Genomic DNA, 16,415 nt, shown 5'->3' on the forward strand with positions numbered 1-16,415 from the left:
TTGGCTGCACTTCGCAAGTTGGCGCTCTTGATCATTGGACTCGAGGCACAAATCGGACGCCTGCTGGATCAATGGATACATCGATCTGCTCGCCAGGCTTTGGCTTTTGGCCGACGGGAAATTGGGTATCCATGATCAGTTTGCAGCCATCTAGGCGAAGCTGGAGCCGGGTAAGGGAGCCATGATAGTTACTCGCCTCGATCGTCGCGCGATGAGCCGTTTGCCGAGGCAACTCATGCGCCTTCTTGACATTCTCCGGCCGAATGACCGCGGTGGCCTTTCCTGCTGCGTGGCCCGAGTTTAGCAAACACAATCCGTCATCAGCTTTGAATTCGCCTCCTTCGAGGATCTGTCCGTCCAACAGAGAGCATTGTCCGATGAACTCAGCCACGAATCGCGTAGCTGGAGCGTCGTAAATCTCCTCTGGGCTTCCGATCTGCTCGACCGCGCCCTTGTTCATGACGACGATGCGGTCGGCTAGTGTGAGCGCCTCATCCTGATCGTGGGTTACAAAAAGAGTAGTCGTTTCAAGGCTACGGATGAGGTTGTGGAGATCCTCCCGAAGACGTACGCGAAGCTGCGCATCTAGATTGGAGAAGGGTTCGTCTAGTAGGAGAACCTTCGGCTGAAGGGCGAGTGCCCGGGCAAGCGCGACGCGTTGCTGCTGGCCTCCGGAAAGCTCACGCGGGTAGCGGCCGGCGACATGCTGCAGCTCCACCCGGTGGAGCATGTCCTGAACGCGGCTCAGCCGTTCCTGCTTCTTCATGCCGATATTCACCAGCCCATACTCCACGTTTTTGGCCACAGTCATATGTGGAAAAAGCGCATAGTTTTGGAAGACAATGCCAACGTCGCGTCTATAGGCTGGAACGTGCGTCACACTTCGGCCGTCGATCAGGATATCTCCGCTCGTTGGCGAGACAAACCCAGCCAACATCCGTAGGCTCGTCGTCTTGCCGCACCCGGACGGGCCGAGAAGACACACCAACTCGCCACGGCGGATTTCAAGCGAAAAGTCGGGTACAATCGTGATTGCGCCGTAGTCCTTCCTAATATTTCGAAAGGAAACGACCGGTTCGCGTTGCAATTCGGGCGCAAGTGCATCTTGAGCAAGTATTTGCATGTTACTTCCTAGACGACAGACCTTGGGCCCGAGATACGATCGGCAATCAAGATGGCTAGCAATGTGAAGACGATCACGACCGAGGATACGGCGGCAACGAGCGGGTCGACTGTTTGCTCAACATAAGCCAGTACCTGTACGGGAAGCGTGACATTACCTCCGGCGCCTAAAAATACTGAGAGGTTCACATTTCCGAATGACGTAACAAACGCGAACACACCGGCGGAAATGATACCAGGCACAAGAAGCGGGATCGTCACTGTCCTTAGAACGGTCACGGGCGTTGCACGCAGACTCATTGCGGCCTGCTCCAGATCTTTATCGAATAAAACCATACTCGCAGACAGCGTGCGGACTACGTAAGGCAGCGTCACGACCACGTGTCCAACGAGCAAGCCAAGGAACGTTTGACTTATGCCAATCCAGACTTGCATTTGCATCAATCCCAAGCCGAGGACCACGGCTGGGATCAGCAGCGGAGAAAGCATGAAACCTCGTATGAGCCCTCGCCCCCGAAAGTTGTGTCGCTCGATCCCGAATGCTGCCGCGAAACCAAACAGAAGGGATAGCACTGTCGCGAGCGCGGCCACTTTCAGACTTAGACTCAGCGAGTCGATGAAAAGTGAACTCTCCCAGAACGCGTAGTACCAACGGAGGGAGAAGCCAGTCGGCGGAAATCGCATCGCGTCGCCCGATGTAAAAGAAGTCGCGACGACGATAACCGCAGGAAGTATCAGTGTAAGGTATACAAACGCGCGAAGAAACCCGCCGGCCCCCGCTAGAAGTCGATCCATAATATCATCGAACATGAAGGCCTCTCGTGAGAGGGCGGATGATGGTGGCATTCAGGGCTGCCATGAGTCCGAACCCTATAGCGAACAGAATGAAGGCCATCGCGGCTCCAAATGGCCAGTTCGATGTGCTGAGGATTTGATCATAAACAAAGCCGCCAATCATTTGCGCACGAGGTCCACCAACTAGCCGGGGAGTGACAAAAGCAGAAACGGCCATGACGAAGATCAGAGACAATCCTGCCATTATTCCTGGGGTTGAGAGAGGGATAATCACTTTTATGAACGTACGCGCGCGACTTGCACGCAGACTCGTCGACGCCTGCTCGAGAACGGGATCTATTTGCATAACAACATTCATCACCGAAAGGATCATGAATGGAAGGAATTGCTGAATTAGAACGACTACGACAGCTGTGCGATTGAACAATAGCTGCTGCGGACTGGAGATAATTCCCAACCATATGAGGATATTGTTCACGAGCCCTTGTCGGCCCAGGAGCACCAACCAGCCAAACACAACAATCACCAGACTCAAGGTGAGGGGTACGATCACCATTAGCATTCGCAGGCGACGCTGATATGGAGGGTGGCGCGCGAGAGAATAACCGACAGGAAAGCCAAGGACTAAGCATCCAAGACAAACAATGACTGCGTAGCTCACTGTTTCCCCAAGCACCGATAGGTAGAGCGAGTTTCCGAAGACTTTCCCGTACTGAGCGAGCGAGTAGCCTTCCGCGCCTATTGTTGTGCTGCCGGGAAAAAAGCTAATTCGCAGGACGATGCCAGCCGGAATGACCAGAAAAACGATCAGGGTGAGCAATGCCGGCGCCAAGAATAGCATCCAGGTTCTTTTCTCAGCTTCCGATTCAGCTGTAGACGAGCTCATCGCTTTCACCGAAGAAATTGTTGACCCAGACTCGATTCGTCATCCGCCCGACGGAAAATCGGCGGGAAACTCTAACGCGCTTCTTTGGAATAATGTCACCCGATCTCCGATCGTCGAAAGGTAGCTCGACGAGGCGATGGAAACATGTAAACTTGCCCTATTTGACACAGAATTACTGCGCCTGCTCCGAGGAGCTAGCCGAATTTCGGCATAAATTACACTTTGAGCGCCCGTTGGCTGGCGGTGACCAAGCCTTCACGGCCAATCACTCGTCCTCTCGGTTCTCCGGGGAGATCGGCACGCGCGAGCCCGCCAGGGCGGAAAAGCTTTCGGCGAGGTGTTTGTACGTTTTGAAGCCCGACGCGGCCAGTTGCACATCATGCGAGTCGTGGCGCGGATCTGACTGTTTAGACGCCTAGGGCGTCAAGTCCGCCATATGTCGGTGCAGGTTAGCCGGAGACGCACAAACCAGCACCGCTCCGCCGAGATAATCATTGGAATGGGTTCGGCATTGGCTATGCGCAGTGCATCTGAGCGAAAGCGATCTGCATCAACGTTCTTTGGTACCACCTCCCGAACTCTTCGAGTTCGGTAAATCGAGAATGTGTATCTGACGGTGAACTCCGTCATGGGAATGACAACATCGTCATAGGCTCCGCGTATCTACATATGGACTAACGCGTCGTTTCCGGGAGCACGGCTGTCGAACCAAAATGATCGACGGGACGCAGGACAGGAGCGCTCTGATAGGCCGATCGACCGAGAAGCCATTCGTGCATGGGACCGCCCATGGGAGAGAGAATGACAAAGACCTGGCATTACCAAGACCTGAGAAGTCAGGAACCCCGAGCTTGCGGGATAGCATCGCCTCCGCGGCAACATCGGCGCACCGTCGTATTCGATCCGCACTTCAGTTAATGGGGTAAAAGCGGTGAGGATTTTCCGATGCACTGATCTGTCGGCTGGCGCAACGGCCTCGAATGTTTCCGAAAAAGCGCATGGTCACGGGTAATATTGCAGCTTTTCTGCGCCATCCGCCTGCCCGTCGATGCGATCTCTCGATCTCGGTCTGCTATTGAAAAAGTGGCCTTTAGCTCGATACAGCGGCAGATCACCATGGAAACAATCGCGAACAGCTTGCTTTCCGCCTCCGAACAGGACGCCATAATCGAGACGCGTCGTGCCATGCATTGCGAGCCCGAGCTTTCAAACGACGAATGGAAGACTCAGCAACGGATCCGTGAAACTCTGGAAAGTTTCGGACTTAACAGCCCCAAGACATTTCACAAGACCGGTCTTTACGTTGACATTCAGGGATTGGCCCCTGGACCGCAGCGTTCCATCGCTATCCGCGGCGACATCGATGCATTGCCAATCCAGGAAGCTCGAGACGATTTGCCATATCGTTCGCAAGTTCCGGGCGTTATGCATGCCTGTGGACACGATATGCACGCGTCGATCGCATTGGGCACCGCCCTCGCATTCCATAGGATTCGCGCGAGGTTTTCTGGCAAGCTTCGCGTGTTTTTTCAGCCTTCTGAGGAGGCAGAGCCGCTGGGTGGCCGTTCAGTTGCTGAGGACGGGCTACTCCGAGGGTTTGACGCTGCCGTCGGCTTTCACGTGAAAACTGATTTGCCTGCGGGAATGTATGGCGCACGCACTGGCGCAGTGACCAAGTCGGCCGACCAATTCGAGCTGAAATTGATCGGGACCATGGCTCATGGGGCTAAGCCGCACGCCGGCGTGGACGCAATTGCGATGGCAGGGGCATTTATCAACGAAGTGCAAAAGATCGTATCACGGGAGATGCCCTTCGACGATGGAGCGATCATCACGATTGGTACGATCGCTGGAGGGGAGGCGACAAACATCATCTGCCCCTCCGTCTGCATGACAGGGACAATCAGAACGAGCGGTGCAGAGCGTCGAACGCTTTTGGTTCAGCGCGTTCGAGAGATTGCCGAAGGCGTGGCGGCCATGCATCGAGGCAAAGCAGAATTTTCCTATAAGCTTGGCGAGCCGCCTGTCATCAATGATGCTGAAATGGTTGAACGGTTTCGGCGGCTCGTCGTTGAAACGGTGGGCGAAGATAAGTTTTCTGACAAGAAGTCTCCGATCGCCGGCGGCGGCAGCGATGACTTCGGTTTCTATTCCGCCTGCGTGCCTTCGATTTATTTCTGGTTTGGCAGCGAGGAACGCGGCAATGAGTCTGGCGCGCACACGCCGACTTTCGGGGCGTCCGATAACTTGCTCGTTCCAACTACGGAACTCACGATCCGCTACTGCTTGGCAATGCTGAATTCGTGATGGCATCGGGTGTTCATTTCCACCACAAGGGAAGCGCTTCGGAAGGGATGGCGCTCGGCTCGACACGCCCGCGGCGAATGGGAATTCCGCCGAGCGTTCCTGATCTGCTGCACTAACCTTATTGGCTGGTCAAAACAAAGCTAGCACGGCCAAGCCCTCACGGAAGGAGTTGAACCTATGGCAATCCCCAAGAGCTCGCAGGCGTTCCCCCGATCCGAATATCTGCGAAGATTAACTGAAGTGAAATTGGAAATGAAGCGGCGAGAGATCGACGCGCTGGTGGTTACGACACCTGCCAACATTACCTATCTTTCGGGTTACACATCAAAGTCGGGATATGTGCCTCAAGGCCTACTCGTGCTTTTAGAAGATGAAGAGCCGACCTTCATTACACGTCGCATGGACGGACCAGCGGCAATTCATCAGATGTTCATCGATCGTAGCCGAGTAATCGGCTACCCGGAAGCGCTCATCGCTAACCCCGATCGGGATGGATACGATGCAATCATCGACTTCCTTTTGGACAAGGGTTTGGGCAATAGAAGGATCGGGCTCGAAGCGAAATTCGTGCCCTCCTTGACTATTGAGAAGTTCAGGCACCGAGCGGCCGAAGCGAGAATTGTCGATTGCACGAACGCGGTTACCTGGATTCGGGGTCTGAAGTCGGATCTCGAAATCGCAATGATGCGTGAAGCCGCCGCCATTAGTGACGCTGGGATGCTCAAAGCGAAGGAAGTCATTCGACCCGGGCTGCGTGAAGCTGACGCAGCCGCAGAGATTATTGCAACGCTAGTGCGTGGCGCTAATGGAAAGCCAGGGACGGATATCGCGAGCTTTTTCATGTGCTCGACGCCTCGTACGTCCACGTGCCATATTCGCTGGACTGAGGACATCTTCCGACAGGGATCGCAGATCAACCTCGAATTCAGCGGCGTACGCCACGGCTATACGTCTCCATTGATGCGCACGATGTCCATCGGCAGGCCAGCGGACCATCTACGGCGTCTGCATGACGGAGAGATAGCAGGATTGGAGGCTGCCCTTGCTGCCGCCAAGACGGGTAGCACGTGCAGCGACATCGCCGTGGCCTTCAATGCCACGCTGAAGAAGCATGGTTTTGAGAAGGAATCGCGGTGTGGCTATGCCGTCGGTATCGACTGGACGGAACCGACGGCGAGCCTGAAGGAAGGTGATATGACGGTCCTCCAGCCAAACATGACGTTTCACCTCATGCTCGGAAACTGGATCAATGAAGATGTCGGTTACGTAATCAGCGAAACGTTTCGCGTCACTGACGCTGGCGGGGAACCATTTACGAAGTTGCCGCGCGAGCTGTTCGAGATTTAATTCTAAACTAGCCTTCACAGCAATGCTATCCGTCATGCAGGCAGTCTGGTTGTCCGTTAACTAAGCGCGGGCGTCGCAAAAGCGCTTAAACATGTTGCCGATGAGCTGCGTGCTGTCGGTGACACGCGCTATAGAGCAGCTTTAATCATGATCCGCGGGAATGATGTCTCCTGTCTGGAGCTGAAGCCCTTGACCGGGCGACCTCTCGCTCGATTGTTCCCCCTAGGCTTAAGCCAAATCCGGAAAACCAGGACGGTTCGTACCGGCAGTCCATCGGGGTTTGCGTGTTGCGGCTCACCAGCGCCGTTATGGTGGCCGCCGGCACGGCACTGACCCCGATCACATGCCCAGTGCGCATCGGCGTTATGCCGAGTGGACTCCCGATCGATTCCGGCGTTGGGGGCGGTCAATCGGGCCCAACACCGAGGGGCTCGTCCTCGCCATCCTGGCCAATCGGCCTCATCCCGAACAGGGATTCCGGACCTGCCTGGGCGTGCTTCGGCTGTTCAAGGATATTGATCCCGAACGGGCCGAGCTGATCGCGGCCCGCGCGGTTGCGGTCCGCGCGCTGACCTACAAGAGCATCGCCTCCATCATCGCCAACAAGCTCGAACGCGGATCTCACGACACCGAGGACGCGATCATCGAACATCCCAATCTGCGCGGCCCCGGTTACTTCCATTGAAAGGATTACCCAGCATGCTCACCCATCCCACCCTCGACCTGCTGCATAGCCTCGGTCTCCACGGTATGGCCAAAGGCTTCAAGGACCTCGATGCCCAGTCCGAAGCGCGCAGCCTCGAACACGCTGAATGGTTGGCGTTGCTCCTCGAACACGAGAAAACGCTGCGCCAGCAAAAGCGGTTCGAAACCAGAGCTCGAGCCGCCAAGCTGCGCCATGCCGCCTGCGTCGAGGATGTCGATTACCGCGCTATCCGCGGCCTCGACCGCGCGCTCTTTCTAAAACTCGCCGCCGGCGACTGGATCCGGGCACGACATAATCTCCTTGTTACCGGGCCGTGCGGCGTCGGCAAGAGCTGGCTCGCTTGCGCCTTGGCAACAAGGTTTGCCGAGACGACTTCTCCGTTGCCTACCATCGTGTACCGCGTCTCTTCGCCGCGCTCGCACTCGGCCGCGCCGATGGCCGTTACACCAAGATGCTGCGCGCTATCGCACGACTCGATCTGCTGATCCTGGACGACTGGGGACCAGAACCTCTCGACGCCGACCAACGCCGTGATTTGCTCGAAATCGTCGGGGATCGATACGAATCCCGCTCGATTATCGTCACCAGCCAGCTGCCCGTCGATCGCTGGTACTAAATCATCGGAAACCCCACCATCGCCGACGCGATCCTCGATCGCCTCGTCCACAATGCCTACCGCATCGAACTCAAAGGAGAGAGCCTCAGAAAGCAGAAGCAAACCGCTCAAGATCAACCGGCCTCTTGACCTTCCCAGCCCTCAACGACATCATGAAATTGACCCATGCGAACGACGCCACGGGTGGCCGGCTTCAGATCGGAATACCCGGCCGGCTTCGAATTGGAATGCATGGCCGGCTTCGTCGGAATCCACAGTCATCATCGCGTCGATCGCGGGAATCTGCCCCCATTTCCCTATCGCGGAACGCTCCAAGAGGAGAGCGTCGCGCCAGCCTTGCTTGGCCGCCCTGAGGCTACGAGCTTGAATCGGGGATCACATAGCACCCGGTGATGACGCCGTTGGAGTACCAGCAAGCTTGATACGCTGGGCAGGCAATGCTTTGGATCAAGCATGAACAGCATCTGGACACAACCGAGGGGCCATGCCGGGAGACTTCTGCAATTCCGTCGCACTTGTTGAAGGCCGTTGCCCTTCATCTCGCGCCCACAACCGTCATTGACTTTTCCGCCCACCCGACCCATCGTCGACGAGCATCGGCCTTGAATTTTGCCCGTGTCGGCTCGGACGTAAGCGTAGCGCTGCGGCCCTTTTGATTGGCGCTTGACGCTTATTTTGTCCGCGTGGCGCGTCGCCGCGGTTTCCATGTGTCGGACAACGCGTTGACGGCGGCCTCGAGGGCCTTCCGGTCGATCACGTTGGGATCGAACCGCTCCGGGCCCCAGCGGCGCATATTTTCGTGCTCCGGATGAGCAGGGTCGCTGATGGCGTCGAGGTATTCGGCATAGCCTGGCGCACCACCGACGTCTTCCGGAGGACAACGACCGGCGGCCTCGAGCAGGAAGGGCATGCCCTCCGTCGTGGTGTTGTCGAACCATTTTTCGAGCTTGATCACGTGATCCCAGCTGTCGCCGAAGTCATAGAGATAGTGGATCGTCTTGGCGCCGGTCTCTCGAACGATATCGCAAAGCCGTGCTTTACGGGCATCCATGGGCTGGTGGCCGTAATCATTGTCGGGGTCGGGAATCCCCCAATGTGCCTCACCAGCGAAGAACTCGAAGAGGTGACTGTTCGTCCAGCCGAATGCCTCCTGAAGCGTCAGATGCAACCGATCAAGGCGCAGGGTGACGGGTACGACAAGGCGACGCATCACCTCCGGCTTCACATCCTTGAGGGCCACCTTGATCCGGACCGCGGTCGTGTTCAGGCTCATGCCGCCAGCCTCGGATCGTGTGTATGCATCGTATAGGTCGACGCCCAGGGAAGCAGTTCGTCTAGTCGCGCCGCAGGCCAACCATTGACGAGCTTGGCGAGAACGCCAGCGAGCCAGTGCTCGGCACTGACTCCATTGAGCTTACAGGTCTCAATGAGCGAAGCCAGCAATGCCCAATTCTCGGCACCTTCGTCGCAACCGGCAAAAAGGGAGTTCTTGGCATTGAGCTTGATTGGCCGCATCGCACGCTCGACAGCATTCGTGTCCATCTCGATGCGCCCGTCATCAAGGTAGAGTGTCAGACCATCCCAATGACGCAGCGCGTAACGCAAGGCCTTAGCCGTGTCGCTCTTCTGCGCAAGGTGATTAAGCCTGGCCTCAAACCATTGCTTCAAGGCTGTAGCCAGAGGCCGGGCATGCGCTTGTCGCCCCGCGCGGCGCTCGTCCGCAGATCGGCCGCGGAGTGCCTTCTCGACCGCGTAAAGCTGGGCGATGCGCTCGAGGGCCTCGCGGGCAACCGGAGCTGGCGCCGGCGCAGCCTCCCGCTCGATCTTCACAAACTGGCGCCGCAGATGCGACCAGCAGAAGGCGAGCGTCCCGGACAAGGCGTCCGCACGCGTCTCTCGGGTCATCGTCTTGTAAGCCTGATAGCCGTCGCAGTGGATGATGCCGCGATAGCCCTCGAGCAGCCGCAAGCCATGAACGGCCCCACGGCCCGGTGCATAGGCGTAAACCACGCCAGGTGGGTCAGGTCCGGCCCAGGGCCTGTCATCGCGTGACAGCGCCCAGAAGTAGCCGGTCTTGGTCCTGCCGCGCCCCGGATCCAGCACCGGCGCCGGGGTCTCATCGACACAGAGCTTCGAGGAGGCCAGCAAAAGCTGGCCCAGACGATGCCACAGGGGCTTCAATTCCTGGGCGGCATAGCCGACCCAGAAGGCGAGCGTGGAACGGTCCAGCGCTATCCCGTGCGTCGCCAGCATCTGCGCCTGGCGGTAAAGCGGCAAATGCCAATGATACTTGGCATCGATGACATGCGCGACCAGTCGCTCGGTAGGCAATCCGCCCCTGATCAGTCGCTCGGGCGCGGCGTGCTGGAGGACGACGCCATGACAGGCGCGGCAGGCCAGCTTGGGCCGGCGGGTGACGATGACGCGATACTGCGCCGGCACGACGTCCAGCCTCTGGCTCTCATCGTGGCCGATCTCAAAGAGATCGCCTTTGCAGGACGGACAGCAGGTTGCAGCGGGCATCAGGGTCTCGACGATGCGCGGCAAATGCTCCGGAAGCTGACCACGGTTGGTTCTACGCTCGGCCGCTCTCTTCTCGGAGGTTCTGGGATTGACGCGATCCTCGGCTGCTTCGAGAGCTGCGACCGCCTCTTCGATGTCCTCCAGAACAAGCTGTAACTGATCAGCGTCCAGCTTTTCCGACGATCGACCGAACTGCGCATCTTTCGCAAGCTTGAGCAACCGCTCGAGCCTGGCGCAGCGATCCAGCAGAGCCGCGGCAAAGACACGCAACTCGGCTGGATCGCTCGGCAGCTCATCAGGCAAATCACTCATTGGCCCGAGTCTGCCATGCTTCGCGCCTCGATGCAGCGAAGATCTTATTCCCTACGCAAGTGCTTTCGGTTGCGATATCCGAGGCGCGTGCATGCGCGTCCAATCCATGCCGGCCAGAAGCGCGGATAACTGCGCGGCGTTCATCCGCATCACGCCGGCCACGATGGGAGGCCATTTGAAGCCGCCGCCATCGAGCCGCTTCCAGTACATCACTAGGCCGGTGCCATCCCAGACGACAATCTTCACACGGTCGGCGCGCTTCGCACGGAAGACCACCGCCACGCCCTTCATCGGATCATGGCCCAGCGTCTCCTTCGCCAAGAGCGCCAAGCCCTCCGCACCTTTTCTGAAGTCCACAGGTTGCGTCGCCACGTAAATCATGAGGCTCGCGGGCGGCGTCAGCATGAACGTGTCCGTCGAAGCGCCAAGAACACATCACTCAACACAGCAAGGCCAGGCGTCCCTCGCACCTCAACTCGTGCCCCCTGGAGCTCAACCGTCACAACGGCTGCTTCCGGCGACCCGGTGGGCTCTGCGGCCGCCGGTAGCGCCGATTCCGACACCAACGGCACAAACGACAGTGCTCCCCCCGCAGCTGGCAGCACAAGTTGACCTGAACGCGCCCGGCGCCGCCAGTCATGCACCTGCTGGGCCCGGCAGCCATGGCGACGTGCGACATCTGTTACGATCGCGCCCGGCTCGAGACTGTCCGCGACGATCTGCGCCTTCAAATCATCTGGCCACTGTTTCCGGCCGCCGCCGGCGTACACTTCTATGCGCGGTGACAACGGTCGTCTTATGTCGTCCGAATGGTCGTCCATTGTGAGCACCCTTGCAGAAGATGACTCTTCTAACGGCGCTCATAGGTCTACGCACAAACAATCTGATGGGCCTCGCAGCCCCGCTTACGCTCGGACTTGCCAGCGGCTCGTTCAATCCGGCTTCTAGAGGTCACCACTTGCGCCACAGCGCGAGACTGGGCTTACCCTGCGACTTCACAGAACTCTCAAGAGTTTCCAACCACGGAAATGAGTGATTCACGGGTGACCGACTTTGCGACGGCCCGCCGATGCGCGCGCTACGTTTTGAGAGGCGCTGCTCAAGAAATCCGATCCGATCGAGCGGCCTTGATAGGCGGTTAGGCCTATGCCGCCAATTCTCCGACAGGCAAATCGCCCCGGTCGTGCCTTTTCATCCGTGCCGCGCGATCCTACTGCCGTGCGATTGCCCCTCTAGCGCAACCTTGCCGAGCTCTTCTCCAAGAACTCAGGGACTTTGGCGCCAGCACAAGGCCCGACGCCAAGCTCGGCAGAAATGTTCGCGTTGGCTCGGCTTTCATCTTGCTCAACTAAGGACAGGGGCTAGCACGGCATTGCATAGATAAAAGGCCCCCGGCGGGCATGCCGGAGGCCTTCTTGGAGGTAACTTAGGTCTAAAAGCCGCTACGTTTCTCCTTCTGCTAGTTAGACTGAAAACTTACCAGTTTCGCGTTGCGCGGAGCAGCAGCGCCAGACTGTTCTGATTCTTCAGCTCATACGCAGCCCCGGGCTTTGCAATACCTGCTTGGACCGGCAGCGTCACAGTGCTTCCGCTTGCATACTTCTGGTCGAGCATGACGTACGCGAGCTCTGCCGAGAACGTCAGGTTTTTCACGGGGTTCCAACGGGTGGCGGTACCTACGACCGAATAGTTGAAGTCAGGGTTGCAACCGCCAACGCCGCTTGACAGAGCGAGCGCGGTCACAAACGCGCCGCAGACGTAACCTTTGGCCGTGTTGTTATACCTTACAGCGGCCCACCCACCGAAAATTGAGGTGTTCCAATTTGCGTTCCAATTGTGGGTATAACCGCCGTTGAAGCCGTAAGTCGTAGTCAATTGCTGACCAGCGCCAGCAACGAAGACAGAGTCAGAGACCCCCGCGAGGCCGACGCTCTGGTAGGCTCCGGCGCCCCCGGCACCCCTGTACAGAGCGAAAGTGTAGGGCGCATAGGGCTGGAAGTTGTAGCCCGACGCGCCGTTGGTATAGACACCTTGGACGTTGATGGTATCGCCCGGTCCGGTCGGGATGTTCTTGATCGACAAGGCCAACTGTCCAGCCCAGCCCCACTTGTCGCCAGGATGACCCGTCGTTTCGTCAACACCATAGTAACCAGCGTGATTATCATGCGCGGCGACCGACGCTTGGAAAAGGCCCCAAGCCTGGTCAACCCGAAGCATCGCAACGAGGTCTGGAGCCCGCGATCCGCCGATGTCGCCAGCACCGTACGAGCCAGCTGCTAGACCTGCGGCGGTTGCGCCACTCACGTTCCAGATATTCGTCGTGTTGCGGACGACCTGATCCTCGGCCGAGAAGCTAGCCGTGATGCCCTGCCCAAAATCCGCAGTGTAGGCAACCTGATTGACAGCCTCCCACCCGCCACCGCCCGGCAAACCATCGTAGCTATTCGCCGGGTAGTTCGTCCACGGAGAGGAGAACTGTGACTGCGCTCTACCGAAGGTGAAACCGGCGAATTGGATGAACGCGTAGTAAACAGCCATCGAGCCACCCGAGATCGCGCCACTGCCCGAGGCGCCAGTCGCGTTTCCGGAATAGCTGGTCGCACCGTTGATCGCAGTAGAGCCCGTCCCATTGTAGCCGCCCGCGGTCCAGGTAAAGGCTAATTCAGCGTATGTGCGAACGAGACCGTATTCGGTCGCGGTGCGCGTGTCGACGTTGAGGTCAAAACGAGATTGCGAAGTATAGTAGTTGCTGAGGCGATCGTGCGCGCCACCGAGACCGGCGGTGGGCGCGACCCACAGGCCCTGCGCACCTAGCCCTACATTGGCGCGTAGGTAACCACCCATCTTGATGCAGGTGTCACTTCCGGGGACGTAATAGAATCCGGCACCGTACAATGAGCAGATCTTCACGTACTCGACTGCCTTGGCCTTGACGGGAAGATCGGCTGCCTGAGCCCCCGCGCCCGCGAACATCGCGGCAGAACCTAGAATAAGGCTCTTCATCACTTTCATGGGTGAACCTCCAAATTGGAAAACTCGTTTCCGTCCTTCAAAGAACCGCTCGCTAACCTCGCCCTTGGGGCGGCCGCTTGACGGAACGACTTCGAGGTGCCCCCTCGCTGTCGATCCCTGTCTAACATCCAAGTTAATTATTTCCATGCATTAATTTCTAGAATTTCTGTTTGGCGGCATTGTGTTGCTAGCAGGCAACACCTGACAACAATGGGTCAGCCAACATGCAGTTGCGCCCCCGGATGGGCAGCTACGGGAGCCTCTCTTGGAGATCTCGACCGTGATCGTCGCAGGAGGCCGATGATCCAGAGATCTTACTGCATTAAAATAATTACACACTATAATTATATTTTGACTGACGCCTATGTACTATCGCGGGGCTCTTCAGGCTACTTAAGAAGGGTAGGTACCGTTCACGACGCCTTGCGGCGCGGCCGCCAGCACCAGCGAAAAGGTTGAACAACAAAAATGGCTGAAGCCGAACAATCCGATAAGGCCGTAAGGGACTTCATCTGGAACATCGTGGAGATCCACTCACAACTCGAAGAGATCCATAAGAGCTGGGCTAAAATGCTCGGAATCACTGAAGCGCAGTGGTTGATCCTGATGGCTATTAGCGAGCTCGATGAGGGGAGCGGTGTTTCTGGAACTGCAGTTGCAAACAAACTGGGCTTTCATCCGCCGTTTGTTACCAGTCAGACGAAAAGATTGGAGACCATGGAGTTTCTAGCCCGCCCGACATCGCCCGACGACGCACGATTCATACAGATGTCTCTCACGGACACGGCGCGAGCGGAGATCGCAAAGCTGTCGGTTAAGAGAAAAGCCCTCAACGCTACGATACTTGAAGGGGTGGACCAAACGACCATTGACTATCTCAACAAGCGGCTGTCCTTGCTCGCTAAGAATAGCCGCTTGGCATCTCAGAAGCTGAGTATCGGCGTCTTGTAGGCCGCGATTCGATCGCCTTAACAATTAAAGCCTCCCGCGACGTGAGACTTGTTGGTAAAATCGCCGGATTTGGTCATTGACGTGATGCGGATCTCGCCGCCGCGCTCTCGCCTATGACATTCGGAAGGCTGGCGTTGCAGAGCCGGACCAATGCAGCGATCAACCTCGGCACATCCTCGACAGCGATGCAATCTTGATATTCCCGCCTCTATCAGCATCTGTCCTGCGTTACCAAAGTGGCCGCGAGCTGCTGAATTCCCGATCCAATCGGTGAACTGATGTTACAAAGCGTGGACTGCACTACGGCAATGATGGCGATCTCGTTCATCGCAAGGTTTGCGCTCGCGAGCAAGTCATGTGTCGCTTCCCACAATTCCACTAGATGACGATCGGCATCGACTGTTCAATGGACCTAAGCTTGTAGAGACCGCTGCGAACTGTTCGCGAGCTTGCGATCCAGCCATCGAAAGATGCAGTCGTCAGAACTTGGGAAGTTTTCGATCTCGCGTAGTGGGAAGGCGCTCATCCGCGGCATCGTCACTTCGAGGTCGACCTGCGCGCCCTCGCAATCATTTTGAAGTCTGATCGCCTCCGACACGCTGACAACGCTGCGCCCACCAGCGATCACGAGAACCGGGCATTTCAAATGCCACACCATTTCCCTGCGACGCGTACAAACCAAGTGGTTGTCGGATCCAGCAGTTCTCGTCATCCAGCCGATTGATGCGAGTAGCCGAGTCCGATTCCAAAGCCCACCGTCACAAACCGCTGCAGCAACACGGGAATCTGACCGCGCAAAATCAGTAGCTAAAACAGCGGACAGCCCCTCACCGTAGACGCCAACACGGGCAGCATCGACCTTGGGCTGAACCGACAAGAAATCCATGCAGCTAGATAAGAACAGGTTCGACAAATCGCGGGCATGATCTGAGACGTCATCATGAGAAACAACGAGGATCGAAATGCCTCGTCCGACCACGAGAGGCAAGAGCCTTCCAAGCAACGTCTGCGCCCTCTCTTCCTCTCTGCTGACGCAAATAACTGCGGGGGCGCAGAATTCGCGATTGCTGGGAGGCACGTAGTATGCTGAGATTTCGGATTGATCCCACCGTGCGATTTGCACCCGCTCAATATTCTGCTCTAGCGCTGATCCGAGCCGTTGAACTCCACCGTCGATCTTCGCTGAAATCTGCTTAGCGTCTGGATCGTCTTCACCAATTAGTCGTCTAGCAACTTCAAACGCGGTTAGAGCACAGAGCCAGGCTTCCCGAGCCTGATCTGTCTCTCCTTTTTCGGCATTTAGCTCGCCGTGAAGCGACTGAGCATCTCCGAGTTTTGACCATCTTGTGCCCCAGTGCTGCCAATGACTGGCATTCTGCACGTCAACAAATTGCAGACTGTCCAGGAAAGCTGCGGCATCGCACCTTGTGGACGCCAAATCGCCTAGGACAACAGGCCACGTAGCGCAATCCATCCGGTGCCCCCTGGCTATACCCCCACCTATCGCTCGCGGTTACTGAGCAAGTCGCAGCCGTTCGAGTAGTGATCCAAAAGGAGAGTCTGCCGAAAGAAAGCTGCTCTTAGACTCTGACTTCCAAACATACGATATGGGTTCCCCGGAGGTGAAATTCCCCAATGTGATCATTCGTGCGTACGAAATCCTGCAAGTTACCGCCGAAATGCGTGGCTTTTATTTGTAAGTCGGCCACTCAGACCTCAGCGGGCAATCTACTATGGGCTTCGGTTCAAGTGGCAGGATGATCGCTTTGGATGCGAGTTGACGAACCTTGAGGCGCAGCACGAAAAGCGAAAATTGGTATCCGGTCCCGCGCACCGAA

At 57.3% G+C, this 16,415-nt stretch carries 13 protein-coding genes and 1 pseudogene; 5 read left to right on the forward strand and 9 right to left on the reverse strand.

The genetic code is table 11. The features are described 5' to 3' along the window. Positions 1 to 31: 31 nt before the first annotated feature. The 3 genes from AC0L21_RS28465 to AC0L21_RS28475 are packed head-to-tail and all read right to left on the reverse strand — an operon-like array spanning position 32 to position 2,803. A complete protein-coding gene (locus AC0L21_RS28465) occupies positions 32 to 1,123 on the reverse strand; it encodes an ABC transporter ATP-binding protein (protein ID WP_473264988.1) in 1,092 nt (363 codons plus the stop codon). An 8-nt stretch (positions 1,124 to 1,131) separates the two neighbouring features. After that, positions 1,132 to 1,932 carry an ABC transporter permease gene (locus tag AC0L21_RS28470; RefSeq protein ID WP_473264989.1) on the reverse strand — a complete coding sequence of 267 codons (801 nt, stop codon included), beginning with the start codon at positions 1,930 to 1,932 and terminating at the stop codon, positions 1,132 to 1,134. Beyond that, positions 1,922 to 2,803 (reverse strand): ABC transporter permease, encoded by an 882-nt coding sequence (locus AC0L21_RS28475; RefSeq protein ID WP_473264990.1) that lies wholly within the window; start codon positions 2,801 to 2,803, stop codon positions 1,922 to 1,924. The genes AC0L21_RS28470 and AC0L21_RS28475 overlap by 11 nt, the downstream gene beginning before the upstream one ends. A gap of 1,014 nt (positions 2,804 to 3,817) precedes the next feature. On the opposite strand from AC0L21_RS28475, the gene AC0L21_RS28480 reads away from it, so the two are divergent. From AC0L21_RS28480 to istB, 4 genes and pseudogenes are all read left to right on the forward strand, one after another. Next, entirely contained in the window at positions 3,818 to 5,110 is a 1,293-nt protein-coding gene (locus AC0L21_RS28480; RefSeq protein WP_473264991.1) for a M20 family metallopeptidase, read from the forward strand. Positions 5,111 to 5,287: 177 nt separating this feature from the next. Then, positions 5,288 to 6,457 carry a M24 family metallopeptidase gene (locus AC0L21_RS28485; RefSeq protein ID WP_473264992.1) on the forward strand — a complete coding sequence of 390 codons (1,170 nt, stop codon included), beginning with the start codon at positions 5,288 to 5,290 and terminating at the stop codon, positions 6,455 to 6,457. Between the two features lie 493 nt (positions 6,458 to 6,950). Further along, entirely contained in the window at positions 6,951 to 7,142 is a 192-nt protein-coding gene (locus AC0L21_RS28490; protein ID WP_473264993.1) for a hypothetical protein, read from the forward strand. A gap of 14 nt (positions 7,143 to 7,156) precedes the next feature. After that, positions 7,157 to 7,908: pseudogene (gene istB, locus AC0L21_RS28495) on the forward strand (IS21-like element helper ATPase IstB). A 541-nt stretch (positions 7,909 to 8,449) separates the two neighbouring features. Here the strand turns inward: istB and AC0L21_RS28500 are convergent. From AC0L21_RS28500 to AC0L21_RS28520, 5 genes are all read right to left on the reverse strand, one after another. After that, positions 8,450 to 9,052: a plasmid pRiA4b ORF-3 family protein gene (locus AC0L21_RS28500; RefSeq protein ID WP_473264994.1), complete on the reverse strand. Its 603-nt coding sequence runs from the start codon at positions 9,050 to 9,052 to the stop codon at positions 8,450 to 8,452. Next, positions 9,049 to 10,614, reverse strand: coding sequence for an IS66 family transposase (gene tnpC, locus AC0L21_RS28505; protein ID WP_473264995.1), 1,566 nt, complete (start codon positions 10,612 to 10,614; stop codon positions 9,049 to 9,051). Before tnpC ends, AC0L21_RS28500 begins: the two co-directional genes overlap by 4 nt. Positions 10,615 to 10,665: 51 nt before the next feature. Then, positions 10,666 to 11,019 carry an IS66 family insertion sequence element accessory protein TnpB gene (gene tnpB / locus AC0L21_RS28510; protein ID WP_473264996.1) on the reverse strand — a complete coding sequence of 118 codons (354 nt, stop codon included), beginning with the start codon at positions 11,017 to 11,019 and terminating at the stop codon, positions 10,666 to 10,668. Then, positions 11,013 to 11,435: an IS66-like element accessory protein TnpA gene (gene tnpA / locus AC0L21_RS28515; protein WP_473264997.1), complete on the reverse strand. Its 423-nt coding sequence runs from the start codon at positions 11,433 to 11,435 to the stop codon at positions 11,013 to 11,015. The genes tnpB and tnpA overlap by 7 nt, the downstream gene beginning before the upstream one ends. 655 nt (positions 11,436 to 12,090) lie before the next feature. Then, entirely contained in the window at positions 12,091 to 13,626 is a 1,536-nt protein-coding gene (locus tag AC0L21_RS28520) for a porin (protein ID WP_473264998.1), read from the reverse strand. Positions 13,627 to 14,094: 468 nt separating this feature from the next. Between AC0L21_RS28520 and AC0L21_RS28525 the strand changes: the two genes are divergently transcribed. Next, positions 14,095 to 14,577: a MarR family winged helix-turn-helix transcriptional regulator gene (locus AC0L21_RS28525; protein WP_473264999.1), complete on the forward strand. Its 483-nt coding sequence runs from the start codon at positions 14,095 to 14,097 to the stop codon at positions 14,575 to 14,577. Positions 14,578 to 14,989: 412 nt separating this feature from the next. On the opposite strand, the gene AC0L21_RS28530 is transcribed toward AC0L21_RS28525, so the two are convergent. Continuing rightward, positions 14,990 to 16,051, reverse strand: a complete 1,062-nt coding sequence (locus tag AC0L21_RS28530) for an alpha/beta hydrolase family protein (protein ID WP_473265000.1) — start codon at positions 16,049 to 16,051, stop codon at positions 14,990 to 14,992. Positions 16,052 to 16,415 lie beyond the last annotated feature (364 nt).

It is taken from the genome of Bradyrhizobium sp. WSM4873, from assembly GCF_055811355.1.

Excerpts from the sequence above, each read along its gene's own strand:
- AC0L21_RS28520 (WP_473264998.1), bottom strand. The coding sequence starts at position 13,626 with ATGAAAGTGATGAAGAGCCTTATTCTAGGTTCTGCCGCGATGTTCGCG.
- tnpB (WP_473264996.1), bottom strand. The coding sequence starts at position 11,019 with ATGCTGACGCCGCCCGCGAGCCTCATGATTTACGTGGCGACGCAACCT.
- AC0L21_RS28530 (WP_473265000.1), bottom strand. The coding sequence starts at position 16,051 with ATGGATTGCGCTACGTGGCCTGTTGTCCTAGGCGATTTGGCGTCCACA.
- AC0L21_RS28485 (WP_473264992.1), top strand. The coding sequence starts at position 5,288 with ATGGCAATCCCCAAGAGCTCGCAGGCGTTCCCCCGATCCGAATATCTG.
- AC0L21_RS28475 (WP_473264990.1), bottom strand. The coding sequence starts at position 2,803 with ATGAGCTCGTCTACAGCTGAATCGGAAGCTGAGAAAAGAACCTGGATG.
- AC0L21_RS28465 (WP_473264988.1), bottom strand. The coding sequence starts at position 1,123 with ATGCAAATACTTGCTCAAGATGCACTTGCGCCCGAATTGCAACGCGAA.
- AC0L21_RS28500 (WP_473264994.1), bottom strand. The coding sequence starts at position 9,052 with ATGAGCCTGAACACGACCGCGGTCCGGATCAAGGTGGCCCTCAAGGAT.
- tnpC (WP_473264995.1), bottom strand. The coding sequence starts at position 10,614 with ATGAGTGATTTGCCTGATGAGCTGCCGAGCGATCCAGCCGAGTTGCGT.
- AC0L21_RS28525 (WP_473264999.1), top strand. The coding sequence starts at position 14,095 with ATGGCTGAAGCCGAACAATCCGATAAGGCCGTAAGGGACTTCATCTGG.
- tnpA (WP_473264997.1), bottom strand. The coding sequence starts at position 11,435 with ATGGACGACCATTCGGACGACATAAGACGACCGTTGTCACCGCGCATA.
- AC0L21_RS28470 (WP_473264989.1), bottom strand. The coding sequence starts at position 1,932 with ATGTTCGATGATATTATGGATCGACTTCTAGCGGGGGCCGGCGGGTTT.